Annotated in this window: 10 protein-coding genes; 9 read left to right on the top strand and 1 reads right to left on the bottom strand. The window is 28.4% G+C overall.

Going from position 1 to position 16,644, the window contains the following annotated elements; all coding sequences use genetic code 4:
• Nucleotides 1-748 precede the first annotated feature (748 nt).
• Nucleotides 749-889 carry a hypothetical protein gene (locus tag ACE38S_RS03645; protein ID WP_374696443.1) on the bottom strand — a complete coding sequence of 47 codons (141 nt, stop codon included), beginning with the start codon at nt 887-889 and terminating at the stop codon, nt 749-751.
• 1,142 nt (nt 890-2,031) lie between these two features.
• On the opposite strand from ACE38S_RS03645, the gene ACE38S_RS03640 reads away from it, so the two are divergent.
• The 9 genes from ACE38S_RS03640 to ACE38S_RS03600 all read left to right on the top strand — a co-directional run bounded on the left by ACE38S_RS03640 (nt 2,032) and on the right by ACE38S_RS03600 (nt 16,196).
• Complete coding sequence (locus tag ACE38S_RS03640) at nt 2,032-2,223, top strand: hypothetical protein (RefSeq protein ID WP_374697128.1); 192 nt, start codon at nt 2,032-2,034, stop codon at nt 2,221-2,223.
• A gap of 444 nt (nt 2,224-2,667) precedes the next feature.
• Entirely contained in the window at nt 2,668-4,020 is a 1,353-nt protein-coding gene (locus ACE38S_RS03635) for a site-2 protease family protein (protein ID WP_374696442.1), read from the top strand.
• 27 nt (nt 4,021-4,047) lie between these two features.
• Nucleotides 4,048-8,409, top strand: coding sequence for a PolC-type DNA polymerase III (locus tag ACE38S_RS03630; RefSeq protein WP_374697127.1), 4,362 nt, complete (start codon nt 4,048-4,050; stop codon nt 8,407-8,409).
• A gap of 56 nt (nt 8,410-8,465) precedes the next feature.
• Nucleotides 8,466-9,359: a GTPase Era gene (era, locus tag ACE38S_RS03625; protein ID WP_374696441.1), complete on the top strand. Its 894-nt coding sequence runs from the start codon at nt 8,466-8,468 to the stop codon at nt 9,357-9,359.
• Nucleotides 9,360-10,162: 803 nt separating this feature from the next.
• A complete protein-coding gene (locus ACE38S_RS03620; protein WP_374696440.1) occupies nt 10,163-11,530 on the top strand; it encodes a glycine--tRNA ligase in 1,368 nt (455 codons plus the stop codon).
• 18 nt (nt 11,531-11,548) lie between these two features.
• The gene (dnaG, locus tag ACE38S_RS03615; RefSeq protein ID WP_374696439.1) at nt 11,549-13,432 is read left to right on the top strand and encodes a DNA primase; all 1,884 of its coding nucleotides are present in this window, start codon (nt 11,549-11,551) and stop codon (nt 13,430-13,432) included.
• Between the two features lie 5 nt (nt 13,433-13,437).
• On the top strand, nt 13,438-14,775 hold the full coding sequence (locus tag ACE38S_RS03610) for a sigma-70 family RNA polymerase sigma factor (RefSeq protein ID WP_374696438.1): 1,338 nt from the start codon (nt 13,438-13,440) through the stop codon (nt 14,773-14,775).
• Between the two features lie 12 nt (nt 14,776-14,787).
• On the top strand, nt 14,788-15,450 hold the full coding sequence (locus ACE38S_RS03605; protein WP_374696437.1) for a tRNA (adenine(22)-N(1))-methyltransferase: 663 nt from the start codon (nt 14,788-14,790) through the stop codon (nt 15,448-15,450).
• Nucleotides 15,450-16,196 (top strand): Nif3-like dinuclear metal center hexameric protein, encoded by a 747-nt coding sequence (locus ACE38S_RS03600; protein WP_374696436.1) that lies wholly within the window; start codon nt 15,450-15,452, stop codon nt 16,194-16,196. Before ACE38S_RS03605 ends, ACE38S_RS03600 begins: the two co-directional genes overlap by 1 nt.
• Nucleotides 16,197-16,644 lie beyond the last annotated feature (448 nt).

The following is a 16,644-nucleotide window of genomic DNA, read 5'->3' as shown; positions in this document are numbered from 1 at the left end:
CTAAATTTTTATAGGGGTGCATTTTATATGGCAAGAAAAGGGCAAAATTTAAAACATATACTGCAGAATTTCGAAAAAATACAATAAAAGAAATTGAACAAATATCATTTATTTATGTTGCATAAAAATTTAAAATAAATATAAAAACACTTGATTAATGACAAAGAAATTTTTAAAAAGGAATTTTAAATACACAAAAAAGGTCAAAAAAACCATTTGGAAAAAAAGATTTAAACTATTATAAAACAAGATATGAATTATTAAAAAAGCTCCATGACTTTTACAATTAAGCAAACCAATAATCGTCTCTTTTATTAAACAAAATTGTCGTGAATATTCAATAAAATTATTACTAGAAATAACGGAGTTAAAACGTAGTTATTGAGATAAATATAAAAATTATGACAGTAGCAAAAAGATAAAAAAACAATAAATGATATTGTAAAAGTCTATTAAAAAATTTAAAACAATTTGGACATCGAAGAATTACTAAATATTTAAAGAAAGATTATGATATAAAATATAATTAAAAAAAATTTTTAATAATTATGATTGATAATCAAACACAACCTGAATATGTAGGAAAAATGAGAAGAAAAATGAAGTATGAACAGAATAAAAAAAGTTTATTGCAATATCTTGATTTAATTAATCGTAAATTCAATGATATAAAAACAAGGTTTTCAGTACTGTACTGATGCAACATATTTCTCCTTTTCAAATTAAATATTGTAAAATTTATTGTAACCTATCCATTATTAATTATTTTCTTTTGCAAAACATTATAAATAATAATATTGGTTTGTCCAATTCTGGCAGGATCAATTGCAATAATATATTTTAATTTATTTGGTTTATTTTTTTCTCAATTTGTAATATTTTTCATCATTTTGTCGCTAAATCTAAAATATCGTTAATTTTATAATGTTGCATATAATAATTAATAACATATCATTTATTTTTAAATAAATTTAAGTACGTTTTGGCTTATTCTAAACATTGTAAATAATAATGATTTTTATGATGTGAAAGACGAAAATTAATATTTTTACAATTAACTCAATGAAATGATGTTGTTATTTCATTTCAAGTTTTATTAATATTCTCATTTTATTATTTTTGCATAATATTTTTTCATTTCCTTTTATTTATTTTTTAAAATAAACATAAAACCCCTTTGTTTGTTAATGTTTTTGATATTTAATAAGAATATTTATATTTTTATTTAATTAGTTAAATCGCCATCCACTCCCAAAGTGAGATGGATGGCGGCGGCGATACTAAAACTTTATATTTAGACAGAGTTTTACTCTCAACGGAAATAAAACAAGTTTACCTAGTTATTAATTACGCTTCATCCATCCTTAGACAACTTTATATAAAGAAAATAACCTTTTGGAGTTTTCCAACCCTCTTGTTTTTTTAGTGTCCGATATTGTTTTTTTCGGTTTAGCAGCACTCTTTTTATGAAAACAAGATAAAAAAACGCGATCTGACATTTCGCGAGGGATTAATCTTGTCAATAATTAAAGAAATAAATAGAAGTAAAATCCAATCACTTTCACACTTTATTTAAGGCTTCGCGTCACAGATGAATTGTTTATCTTTCATCATCAAAATATTAATTTTTAAAAATTGAATCCTGGATTAATCATTAGATAGTATTTTTATTTATTTTTTATCTCGTTATATTTATTTAATTCTTAGTTTATCAAATGTATTTTATAGTAATATATTTAATAATTAACTAATAATTAAATAAAACAATTATTAAAAATTTTTTTAAAAAAAGAAAGGATGAATTTTTCAGAAAAACCTATTTTATTAAGTGCAAAAGATACTATCTAACAATTAATTCAATAAATATAAGTATTTTTTACAAAATAAAAAGCACTTTATTCTTTTTCAATAAAGTGCTACATTTGCATTTACAATTTACAATGTTTAAAACAAAATAACCGTTGTCAAGAACTTATTTAATGGCCTCAGGGAAATGTTTGTCTATAAGACATTAGCTAAAAAAAAGAATAGTTAAAGACAATTGATGAACATCAAGCTTTACAACATCCAACTTGAACGATGGAACAAAATATTATGATTGATTATTCAACGATGATTAACAAAAGATTAGAAATTATTGAAGATTACAATTTGTTTAAAACAGCGAATATTATGATAGTCTTACACCATCAGTTGGTGTTACATTCAGTGGTTCAATATTAAGATTATTCAATTTTATCGCAATTATAAAAATCATCAATGTTACAAGTTTTAAATTATTTTTTATATTATCCAGTTCGGAAACATAATACGCTTTTGCTATTTTTAGAATTTAGTGAAATAATGACCTTAACTTTTCAGAAGATGGATTTATTTTGTTTAAAAGCGCTACAATTAACTTATCGTTGTCTAAACTAAAATAATTCCTTGACAGTTACTTTTAATGCCGAAAATGAAGAATTATGGGGCCTTTTTAGCGGGAAAAATTAAGTTTTATCAAATTGTTTGGACTATATTGAATATTTTATGAATCAGATTAAACCACAAAAATTGGTTAATTATCTATAAATAAAAAAATTTAATGGTATCATTAAAGGAGGTATTATTAATTATTTTTAAAAAAAAATAATATTATTCCAATTAAAACAGCAAGGAGTTAAGAAATAAATGTCGGCAGGGATGATAGTTTTAGGTTTTGTAATTGGGATTATAATTTTGCTAACATTAGTTACAATTCATGAATTTGCACATTTTGTTGTTGCAAAATTAGCCGGGGCCTATGTCTATGAATTCGCAATTGGTTTTGGTTTCAAAATTTTTTCGTGAGGGAAAAAAGAAACCCGTTATTCAATTCGGATTTTTCCATTTGGTGGTTATGTTTATATTGCTAGTGAACTGGTGAACCCACCCAAAGGACGGGAGGAGGAAAAAATTTCTCCTGAACGAAAAATAGAAAATATTGCCAAATGAAAACGTTTAATTTTTATTGTGGCCGGTGCTTTAATGAATTTTTTTATTGCTGTTTTTATTTTTACAACAACTTTTACGGCGTTAAGTTATAAACCATCTGATTTAAATTATTGAGGCGCTAAATATGACACTAATGGAGCGGTTTATAAAGCATTAGCTACTGCAACAGATGATATTGGTCAAGATATTGTTATTTTACATTATTGATTAGGACTAGATGAAGCAAAACTTACAACGGCACGAGAATATTATTTTAAGCAAGGCAAAGATAAAGATGATAATGACCAAAATCAGATTTTAGCAAGTCATTTAGGAAAAGTAACGGATACCCCTAATTATGAAAAAACTGTTACTAATTTTATTAGTAATTTAAAAAAACAATATAATAAAAGTAATGTAAAAGATAAGGTTAATTATATTGCTCTTACTTTTGATCGGGTAAATAGTAAGAAAGAAATTACGATTGATGATAAAACCAAGTCGTTGTTTCAAACTAAATCGGTGGAATTAACCGTAAAAGGAAAAACCTATTTTGTTGGTATTAGAGCCCCTGACCATTTATTTAATTCAACGGCGCAAGCATATAGGTATGGATGACGGGAAACATTTACTCAGTCAGTAGCCATTTTAAAATCATTCGGGTTATTATTTACTGGCCAATGGGGACAATTATCAGGGCCAGTTGGAATTGCCAAAACAGTTTCTTTAATTTTAACAAGGGGGCCAGCTGATTTTTTAATATATATGGGAATGTTGTCAGCTAACTTATTTGTTTTAAACTTAATTCCAATTCCACCTTTGGATGGTTATAAGTTTTTTGAAACAGGAATTGAAGTAATTGTTGGTGGTACAAAACGGCTGTATGGACGGATTCGAATTTGAAGAAAATGCCATAATATAGTGGAGCAAAAATTATTGTTAGCAGAATATGAAGAAAAAGATCAAAATTGACAGTTGCCCTATAAAGCAAAAATTATTATTAATGTGACGGGAGCCGTCTTATTTATCTTATTATTTATTGGAATAACAATTAAAGATGTATTTTTTTAAGCAGAAAATATAGGTGATGATTAAATGATGGATCAACAATTGATAAAACTATTTACAACAAATAATTTAGTATTCACCGAAAATTATTTTGATGATGCTAAAATCATTAAAACTGAATATATTACTAATGAAGGGTTCTTTCGGATTGTGATTGAAATTAATGATTTTTTACCTTCTGAAATTTTATTAAAATTGGAAAAAACTTTATTAGAGAATGAGACCTTACCAACCAAAATTTCATTGCTAGTACGTCAAAAACAATATTACTTAGAAACTATTTTTCGTTATTTAGAATATATTCGGTTAAATAAATCTGAATTAAAAAATAGTTTTTTTAGTAAACTAGACCCAGAACGATTTTCCTTAACAGATAACATTTTAAAAATTACTGTACATTCTGAAAGTGAACAGAAATTAGTCGGCGAACACTGTAATTATTATCATCAAAAACTTCGTCGTTATGGTTTTAATGACTTGCAACTAGCATTAGTAATTGATTTACGAGAAAATAATATTTTAGAAATTAATGAACAAGAGTTAATTAAATATCAAGCAGCAATGCAAACTGCTATCTCGTTAGTTTCGAAACAACCAGTGATGGTGGTGAACGGTATGCGAAAAGGAACGAATAACTATAGCAAAGGGAAAATTAGGGAAGCAAATTATGAACGGTTAATTGATATTAATCAAGATGTTTCAAATATTATCATTTATGGGAAAATCTTGAATAAAGAACGCAAATTAATTTCAAAAAAAAAATTTATTTATACAATTACAATTACTGATTATAGCGATACGATTGGGGCAAAAATTTTTTCCCGAACAGAACAACCAGATGATTTTATTGAAGCATTAAAAATAAATCAATGAGTTAGTCTTTTTGGTGATATTCGTTATGATACTTATGTCAATGAACAAATGTTTTTTATTAAAAAAATTTCACAATTAAAACGTGAAGATTTATATCGCGAGGATATTGCGCCAGAGAAACGAGTGGAGTTACATTTACATACTAAAATGAGTGCAATGGATGGTGTAATTGATATTGCTACGCTTTTTAAAATGTTACAACATTGAAATCATAAAGCAATTGCCTTTACAGACCATTTGAATGTGCAAGCTTATCCGGAAATTTATAATTTTAATAAGAAATATCCGGATATTAAAGTTATTTATGGTGTCGAAGTTGATGTCTTAGATGATAAGGTGTGATATGTTAAAAATCCCCACCATCATAATTTAAGAACTGCTAAGTATGTTATTTTTGACTTAGAAACAACAGGGTTAAGTAGTAGTTATGATGAAATTATTGAATTTGGAGCCGTTATTATGGATGGAATTAATGGCGAACGCCAAAATATTAATCATTTGTTTAAACCATCAGTTAAGTTATCATCATTTACGACGGAATTAACAGGGATTACGGATGAATTATTAGCCGGTAAGCCAACTTTTATCGAATCAATTGACCAGATTTTAACATATTTTGAAAACGCCATTTTAATTGCCCATAATGCGGAATTTGATATAGGTTTTATTCAATCATGACTAGAAAAAGCGGGAAGGCCAAAAATTAATAATACGATAATTGATACTTTACAATTATCGCGTATTTTAGAGCCACATTTAAAAAATTACCGCTTGGGAACAATTGCCCGTTGTTATAGTATTATTTATAAAGAAGAAATAGCCCATCGCGGGGATTATGACGCGATTATATTAACTGATGTTTATGAACAACAATTGCGGAAATTAATTAACACTTATGAGATTGAGTTTGATGATCAAATTGACCAAATTCATGATTCGGTAGTTTATAAAAAACTACGAGCAAAACATATGACTGTTTTAGCAAAAAATCAAAGTGGTATCCTAGAATTATTTCAATTAATTACTGCAGCTCATACCAAATACTTTTATTTGACTCCCAAATTATTACGAAGTGTTATTGTTGAACATCGGAGTAATTTATTAATTGGTTCATCATGTGTTAATGGTGATGTTTTTGAAACAGCGCGAAATAAAGATTTAACAGAATTATGAGAAGTAATTAGTTTTTATGATTATATTGAAATTCAACCACCAAGCGTTTATAAACATTTAGTTCAAATGGGTGATCTTTCCGAAACAAGATTATTAACGGTTATTAAAGACATTATTTTAACAGCGAAAAAATTAAACAAATTAGTTGTTGCCAGTGGTGATGTGCATTATCTTAATCCTGAAGATAAAATTTTTCGCGAAGTTTATATTAATGTAAAAGGAATTGGGGGTAGACCCCATCCATTATACGATTATAAGCAACGGGTAAATGAGAACCCAGAGCAGTTTTTACGCACGACAACTGAAATGATAAATGAATTTAAGTTTTTAGGGGATGATGAATTAATTTATGAAATTGTCGTCACCAATCCAAACCGGATTGCTGATCAAATTGAAAAAGTTGAAATTATTAAAGATAAATTATACACGCCCAAAATTGAGTGTAGTGATCAGTTATTAAAAGAGTTATGTTATCAAAATGCTTATAAAATTTATGGTAATCTATTACCAGTAATTGTTGCTAGTCGTTTAGAGCGAGAATTAAATGCTATTATCAAACATGGATTTGCTGTTATTTATTGAATTGCTCATAAACTAGTTGATAAATCGTTACAAGATGGTTATTTAGTTGGTTCGCGAGGGAGTGTTGGAAGTAGTTTTGTTGCAACAATGAGTAATATTACTGAAGTTAACCCCTTACAACCCCATTATTTATGTATTTATTGTAGTTATAGTGAATTTGTTGTTGACGGTTCCGTTAAATGTGGTTATGATTTACCTGTTCGCACTTGTCCAAAGTGTCAAAAACCATTAAAAAGGGAAGGTCATGATATTCCGTTTGAAACCTTCTTAGGGTTTGAAGTGGATAAAGTTCCGGATATTGATTTAAACTTTTCTGGTGAATATCAACCAATTGCCCATGATTTTATGAAAGAAATGTTTGGTGAACGAAGTGTTTATCGTGCCGGAACAATTTCGACTGTTGCTGAAAAAACAGCATATGGTTATGTAAAAGGTTACTTTGAAAGTAAAAATATTTTACATTTAAAGCGGCACGTTGAATTGGAACGGATTGCAAAAGGATGTGAAGGGGTTAAAAGAACAACCAGTCAACACCCAGGGGGAATTGTTGTTATTCCTAATGAATATGAGGTGGAAGCTTTTACTCCGGTTAATTTTCCAGCGGATGATATTAAATCAAATTGATTAACAACCCATTTTGATTTCCACGCAATTCATGATAATGTTTTGAAATTAGATATTTTAGGACATGTTGATCCAACAGCGTTACGAATGTTACAAGATTTAACGGGCGTTGATCCAAAAACAATTCCGACTAATGATGAAAAAGTTTTAAGCTTGTTCCGTAGTTTAGATGTTTTAAACATTAAATCAGAAGATATTAATGGTGAAAAAACTGGCGCAATTGGGATTCCAGAATTTGGAACTTTTTTCGTGCGGAAAATGCTATTAGATACGAAACCAACGTCATTCGCTGATTTAGTACAAATTTCGGGGTTATCCCACGGGACAGATGTTTGAATTGGCAATGCTCAAAACTTAATTCGCAACCAAAATATTACTATTTCTGATGTAATCGGGTGTCGTGATGATATTATGGTTAATTTAATTTATAAAGGATTACCAGCTCAAAGTGCTTTTAAAATTATGGAAGATGTCCGAAAAGGAAAAGGTTTAACAGCGGAACAAGAACAATTAATGCGGGAAAATAATGTTAAACAATGATATATTGATTCATGTAACAAGATTAAGTATATGTTTCCAAAGGCCCATGCCACAGCCTATGTTTTAATGGCATGACGCGTAGCATGATATAAAATTAATTATCCGGTTGAATACTATGCAACATTCTTTTCAACTCGTACTGATGTTTTTGATATTAAGACAATTTTAAAAGGAGCCGAAACAATTAAGCAAGTTTTACGTGATATTCAAAAGCGCTTGGATAATAAAAATTTTAATGATCCAACAAAGCCATCACAAAAAGAAAAGGATTTAATTCCTGTTTATGAAGTTGCTTTGGAAATGTATGCAAGGGGAATTAAAATGATTAATATTGATTTAAAAACAAGTCGCAATAAAAACTTTATTGTTGTTACAAATGGAAATGATGAAAAAATTATTTTACCCCCATTTTCGGCAATTGATGGTTTAGGCGGGGCTGTTGGAGATAGCATTATTAATGCCCGCCACGAAAAACCATTTTTATCAATTGTTGATTTACAAAAACGAACAAATATTACTAAAGCGCATTTAGAATCATTTGAAGAACTTGGCATTTTAAATGGTTTGTCATTAGATGACCAAATTGCATTTGAGTTTTAAATAAGATATTTTTTGTGATTTTCTTTTATAATTAGAATGATTAAGAGGTAAATAAAATGGCAATTAAATCAGGATTCGTGGCAATTATGGGTCGCCCAAATGTTGGGAAATCAACATTATTAAATATAATTTTAAATAATAAAGTAGCGATTGTAACTGCTAAAGCACAAACAACCCGTAATCGAATTAAAGGTTTTTATAATGATAAAGAATCCCAAATTGTTTTTATGGACACACCAGGGATTCATAAATCCCATCATGAAATGGGGAAATTTATGAATAAAGTTGCTTTATCAACAACAAAAGCAACTGATGTTATCTTATTTTTAGCTCCTGTGAATGAACGAATTGGTGATAATGATCGTTATATTATTAAAGCATTACAAGAACGCGAAATTCCAATTATTTTAGTTGTCACAAAAATTGATTTAGTTTCAAAAGGTGATTTGATGGTAAAAATTGCTGAATGAGAAAAGATTCACCAGTTTACGGTAATTATTCCTATTTCAGCGTTAAAACATCAAAACATTGACGAGTTATTAACTTTATTAAAAGGACATTTAATAGAAGGACCACAATATTATCCCGATGATATGTTAACTGATCAACCAGAGAAGTTTTTAATTCGCGAAATTATTCGTGAAAAAATTTTGTTATTAACAGAAGAGGAAATCCCATATAGTGTAGCAATTTTAATTGATAAGTTTGAAGACAAACAACAGTTGTTAAAAATTATGGCTTCAATTTGTGTGGAACGTGATTCACAAAAAGGAATTATAATCGGGAAACAAGGACAATTAATTAAACAAATTGGCACACAAGCGCGCTTAGAATTAGAGCAAATTTTAGGAACTAAAATATTTCTAGAATTATTTGTGAAAGTTTTTTATAAATGACGCGATAAACCATCAATTATTGCTCGCTTAGGTTATAATAAAGAAAGTTATTAAAAGAATAATGGCGTAAAAATTTACGGGATAAATAATGCTTATTGATCAACCTTATTGTTATGACAGTGAGATTATTACTATTTTGTCTAAAGAGATTGGCAAGTTAGTTTTTTTGCGAAAGGATTACGAAAAAGTACATCAAAAAATCAGTATATAGTGTAGTTTTTAGTAACTAGTGAATTTGAAATATTTTTAACATGTCATCATAACGAATTAAGTAAATTAAAGACTGGCAATTTATTAACAACAACAATTAAATTAGTCCAAAATTATGACAATTATTTATTAGTAACGTTACTTTGTAAAATTACCGAACAAGCAGTTGTTGACCGGTAACCAGATGAATAATTATATTAATTGTTTAAGGGATTTTTAGATAATTTAGTTTCGTTAGAAGATAATTTAAGTATTGTGATTGATTTTATGTTTCGAGTTTTAAAATGATATGAATTATAATGAAACTTTGCCGCTGTCAGCGTTATGGAGGGAACCAAAATGTTAAAACAATTAGTTTTATTTAGGAACTATATCTTTGCAAAAATTGTTTATTATTAAGCGATTATCTTTTTCCAATTGAAATAGTTAAAATGTTTAATGTTAATTTTAATGATAATTTTTATTTTAATAATAAATAAGATTAATATAAAAGCTTTGATGATGTTATTTAAAATGTTATGTTAGTTATTATTTAACTAAAGTTGGGATTTTTTCGTGTGGTATTTATGAAATGCGGAAAAATCAATTTATTTTAAAGAATAACATAGTATAATTGAGATCAGAGAAATAAGAAGGAGTTGCAATTAATGCAATATACATTAGAGGAAGTTGTTAATCATTTAAAAACACAAGGTTTTGTTTTCCAAGGCAGTGAAATTTATGGTGGTTTAGCAAATAGCTGAGATTTTGGACCATTGGGAATTGAATTAGAACGAAATTTAAAAAATTTGTGATGACAACATTTTATTACTAAATCAAAATATAATGTTGGTCTCGATAGTTCGATTTTAATGAACAATAATGTGTGAAAAGCTTCTGGTCATCTGGATAATTTTTCTGATCCATTATTAGATTGTAAAAAATGTAAAACGCGAATGCGAGCTGATAAAATAATTGAAGATAATTATCCGAAACTTAATTGTGGGGGTTGAAGTAATGAACAATTATCAGCTTTTATTGCTGAAAAAAAGATTTATTGTCCAAATTGTGAAGCGCATGATTTTACGGATATTCGTCAATTTGAATTAATATTTAAAACAAACCATGGTGTGATTGAAGATGAAAAATCAGTTGTTTATTTACGACCAGAAACAGCTCAAGGAATTTTTATTAATTTTAAAAATGTTCAACGTTCATTACGAAAAAAATTGCCCTTTGGAATTGGCCAAATTGGGAAGTCATTTAGAAATGAAATTACGCCAGGAAATTTTATTTTTCGAACACGTGAATTTGAACAAATGGAATTAGAGTTTTTTTATGATAGTAAAGAAAAGATTGATTGATTTGAATACTGAGTTCAAGAAGTAACGAAATTTTTAACATTAATTAATTTAAAGGCTGAAAACTATCTTTTCCGCGAGCATGACGCTAGCGAATTAGCTCATTATGCCAAACGCACAATTGATGTTGAATATAAATTTCCATTTGGAACGGGTGAACTATGAGGGGTTGCCGACCGTGGCGATTATGATTTACGTCGTCATAGTGAAATGAGTAAACAGGATTTAACATATTTAAATCAAGAAACAAATGAAAAAATTTTACCGAATGTTATCGAACCATCAGTTGGCGTTGGCCGCTTGATGTTAGCGGTTTTATATGATGCTTATCATGTTGAAAAAGTTAGCGATAATGATACAAGAGTTGTGTTAAAATTAAGCCCCATATTAGCACCATATCAGATTGCGGTTATTCCATTAAGCAAACAATTAAACAAAGTAGCATATCAGTTGTATGAAGAATTATTAATGCTTTTTCAATGTACCTATGATAAAACAGGTAATATCGGTAAACGTTATCGTCGCCAAGATGCTATTGGAACACCATTTTGTGTAACGTTTGATTTTGAATCATCGACAGATCAGAAAGTTACCGTCCGAAATCGGGATACAATGCAACAAGAACGAGTTGCAATTGCTAATTTAGATAATTATTTCACAGCAGTATTAAAATAATTAAAAGGAGTGAAAGGTATGGCGTTAATTAGTAATGAGAAAATTGATTTAATTAGATCAAAAGTAAATATTGTTACAGTAATGTCCGAGTATTTATCGCTTGAAAAACGGGGTCGCAATTATTGAGTTGTTTGTCCTTTTCATCAAGATTCTCACCCTTCAATGAGTATTTCACCAGAAAAACAAATTTATCGTTGTTTTGCTTGTTCGGCAAGGGGAGATGTTTTTACTTTTTTACAAGAATATGAAAATATTAGTTTTATTGAGGCTTTGAAAAAGGTTGCGGTTATGGTAAATGGTTCGTTAGATGAATTAACCGTTTATCAAGAAAAACAAAAATACGACGCAACAGATCAGTTAATTTTTGAAATTAATGCCCTAGCAAGAGCTTACTTTAGTAATTATTTAGCAACAAAAAAAGGCCGTGTGGCAAAAGAATATTTAACACAACGTAATATTAATAATAATGAGGTTGAATTATTTCAAATTGGGTATGCGAAAAGCGGTTTTGATTATTTATATCATTTTTTAATTAAAAAAGGATACACAATTAATGACATTCAGCAAACAGGATTAATTGTAATTAGAAATTATAAAGCATATGATTATTTTAATGAGCGAATAATGTTTCCAATTAAGAATGAAGACAATCATATTATTGGGTTTTCTGGACGAATAATTGATAGCACCAGCCAGGTTGCAAAATATCTTAATACGCCTGAAACGAAAGTATTTAAAAAAGAACAAATAATGTATAATATCCATCGAGCAAAACCTTTTATTCGACAGCATAATAATCTAATTTTATTAGAAGGATATATGGATGTTATTAGCTTAGAAAAGTTAAATATTAAAAATACGGTTGCTTTAATGGGCACTAATTTAAGTGAGTACCACTTAAAGGAAATTAAAAAAATAACGCCAGAGTGTTTAGTTTTTTTAGATGGGGATAAAGCCGGGATTAATGCCAGCTTAAAAGCCGCGGCGAAATTATTAAGTAATAAGGTCAAAGTTAAGATTGTCTTAAATGAAACTCAGCAAGATCCTGATGAATTAGTTAATAGTGGGCATGGTGAATTAATTAAGACAATGTTAATCCGGGCGAAACATCCAATTAATTTTGCGCTCGATTATTTTCAAAATAAATTTAATTTACAAGTTTCCGATGAATTAGAGAAATTTATTAATATTGTTGCTCCCTTAATTAAAGCGAGCCCCGACCCGCTTGAACAAGAGTTAGCAATTAATAATTTAGTTACAATAACCGGAATTTCAAAAGCAACAATTACAACAAAAATTGAACAAATTAAAGTATATCAAAAAGGATCTTTAAATTCGTCAACACCATCATCATCCATCACAACAAGTGAAGATAATAAACAACAGCTGCACTTACTACCGGCGAAGGTAAATTCAGTGGTTCTCAATACCATTATTGTTCAAAATACCAAATATAAAATTAAAAATTTAAAACGATATATTTTAGCTGAAGAAAAAATGTTATTACAATTACTTTCTTCGCGAAAAGCAGCGGATTTTTATCAAAGAAAAATTGGAAATTTAAATTTTGATGGTTATCGTCTACTAGCAAATGATATAATTACTTATTATAATAGGCATTTAGGGGTAGAAAATGTTAAAATTAATATATTGTGTGAAGAAATAAATGACCCTACTTTAAAAAAGATGTTACTTGATATTATTAATAAATCAACGATTAAAATTAAATATAATAAGAAAGAATTAGAAGACTACGCGCTTTTAATTGGTGATTTTGCTAATGAAAAAGATATTGCAATGTTATGAAATAAATTAGAAAAAGCAAATAATCTGATTGAAAAACAAGCAATTTCAATGGAAATTGATAAGTTGAATCAACGATTAAAATTTAAAAAGGGGTAGAGAGAATGGAATTATCAAAAAAAGAAGTCAGGGATATAAAATCTTTTGATGAATTTAAAGAATATATTCGTAAATATTTAGAAGAAAATAACAATGAAATTGAACAAGAAAAATTAATAACTTTAATTAACAATCATTTTGAATTGGATGATAATGATGTTGAAGAATACTTTGATGAATTAATTTCCAATGGAGTGGAATTTCTTGATTTTAAGTTAAAGGAAATTGAAGAAGCAGAAACTGTTGAATTATATAAAGTAGCCAAAAAAGAAGTCAATGAAAAATTGCGTTATAAAATTGGTGGAATTTCGAATGAAACAAAAATTCAAGATATTATTAAAGCATACTTTAATGTTCTAGGAACAAGTAAGATTTTAACAAGAGAAGAAGAAATTAAATATGCCAAAATGTTAGAATCAATTGATCCGGATGAAAGACGTTTTGGTCGGGATAAATTAATTACTTCTAACTTAAAGTTAGTTGTTTCTGTTGCCCGAAAACATTTAAACCGGGGATTAGATTTTTCTGATTTAATTGAAGAAGGAAACATTGGGTTAATGAAAGCTGTTGATAAGTTTGATTATAAGCGTGGTTTTAAATTTTCGACTTATGCAACTTGATGAATTCGCCAAGCGATAACGAGAGCAATTGCTGATCAAGCACGAACAATTAGGATTCCTGTTCATATGGTTGAAACAATTAATAAACTAACAAGAATTGAACGACAATTAACGCAAGAATTAGGGCGTGAACCAAGTTACAATGAAATTGCCGAAAAAATGGGGCAAGGAATGGTTGGCGAAAAAGTTCGTGAAATTAAAAGATTATCAATTGAACCGGTGTCATTAGAAAAACCAATTGGTGATGAGGATGACACTCATTTTGGTGATTTTGTTGATGATAAAGATATTTTTTCCCCCGATGAATATACCGAAAAAGAATCATTACGGGAAGTAATTGATGAAGTTTTTCATGAAATTTTATCAGCACGTGAAGAAAAAGTAATTAGAATGCGTTTTGGGTTGTTACCAACAAAATTACGAATAGTTTTACGATTAGCAAAGGAATGTGAAGACGAAACCTTTCTGGAGTTAGTGAAAACAGTTAAAGCCCTTGATATTCACTATGACACGTCAATTGAAAAAGTTCAGATTCAAAAGAATAATTTAATTGACAAACATTTATCGAAGTATGATTCACCAAAGACACTAGAAGAAGTGGGGAAAGAATTTAAAGTTACCCGCGAAAGAATTCGTCAAATTGAAGCGAAAACAATTCGTAAGTTTAAACCAAATCAAGCTAATTCAAAAGCAAAAGTATTAAAAGATTTTTTCAAAGGATAGGAGGTTTTAAAAATGGATAGATTGTCAGAACGTTTATTATTAATTGCCAAACAAGTTAATGATAAAGATATTATTTGCGATATTGGAACAGACCATGCGATGATTCCAATTTATTTAGCGAAAAGAAATTTAATTACCAAAGCTTATGCTTGCGATATTGCTGAACAACCACTAGTTCAAGCGAAAAAGAATATTGCAAAATATCAAGTTGAAGAAATTATTACTCCAATTTTAGCTGACGGATTAACGGGCCTTGCCAACATTAAAATTGATTCATGTATTATTTCAGGATTGGGAAGTGCAACAATTTTAGGTATTATTCAACAAGATTCTTATTTAATTGATCGTTATATTTTATGTTCAAATGATGACCCGACGTTATTACGGACATTAATTAAAAAACAAAAGTATTTTATTGAAAAAGAGTTATTATTAAAAGAAAATAATATGATTTATGAAATTATTGTTGTCAATAAAGTTGCTGGGCGCAAAGTTAAAAATAAAAAAGATATTTTATTTGGTCCATGGTTACGAAAAAAAACGCATCAACTTTTTCAAGAAAAATGATTATTAAAAAATGATTATTATTTAACATTATTAAATCAAATCCCACTTAAAACTGAGCGCCACCAGGAAATTAAGGCAAAATTAAAAATGATTAATAAGGTGATATAATGTTAATTAAAAAAATATATCAAGAAATTGAAACTGATTTTTCATTGAAATCAGTTTGCAAATGAGATTATAGTGGCCATCAGTATGGTCGTACAAATCATTTTGCCATAAAAATTATCGTTAGTTTAGATTTAACAAGTGAAGTTATTAACACCGCTATTGCTAAAAATGTTAATGTTATTATTACGCATCATCCTTTTTATTTTGGCAATAAAAAAACCATCAGCCGAATTCCATATAAACAAAAAATTATTAACTTATTGATCAAACATCAAATTACAGTCTACGCTGTTCATACGAATTATGATGGTTTAATGAATGAATTAATTTTACAAGAATTAAATTCAACTAAAATCGTTCCTTTTAAAGGGGATGATTTAACAAAAGTTGGGTATGTAATATTAACCGCGGATGAAATTATTGCAAAGTTAAAAAAAATTTTTAACATCGCAACCGTCCAGCATAATTTAACAACACTAACACAACCAATCACAACTGTTGCGTTATCTGTTGGGGCGGCTGGGAATGTTATTGCGAAAATTACGAAAGATGTTGATATTTTTATTACAGGAGAAGTAAAATGAGATCAATGAGTATTAGCGAACGAGCAGAAATTAGCTGTTGTTTGTTTTAACCATTATATGGAAGATTTTTTTACCACGGCGTTTACGGGCTATCTAACTCGTAAATTTCCAACTTTAACAATTATTCCTTATCATATAAAAAATATTATTAACTATTGTTAATAATATTTTTTATATTTGTTTTAAATACCGAATTACTTTTAATTTAATAAGGTTTGGTATTGAGGCCCGGCGGTAACAGCGATACAAGTTTTATTTTATAATCAAGCAAGCTCAATGTCATTTTTATCATTAATTTGGGTATGATTAATGACGATTTGTTCACCCATTGTAACGAGTTTATAAAGTATTACTACTGTGCGTTCGTAACCAAAAACCAATAAAAAAAGAGAGGCCAATGGCTATTAGATCTAAATTTAAAACAGCATTTTATCTTTTTAACGGGCCATTATATAAATTATTTTTAAAAGTAATTTAATTATGAACAATTCTTTTAATTTTTTCAATAATTTCTTTAATGTTAATTTTGGAAATGGTTGTTTGATTACTAATCAAAATTATTTTGTTGAATTAATGTTTAGTAATATTAGATAAAATTAGGAGGCTTTGG

The organism is Spiroplasma endosymbiont of Polydrusus formosus, assembly GCF_964263245.1.
In the GTDB taxonomy this organism is placed as follows: Bacteria; Bacillota_I; Bacilli_A; order Mycoplasmatales; family Mycoplasmataceae; genus Spiroplasma.
Note: the sequence above shows the minus strand (reverse complement) of the source record. Positions and strands in the feature narration are given on the sequence as shown.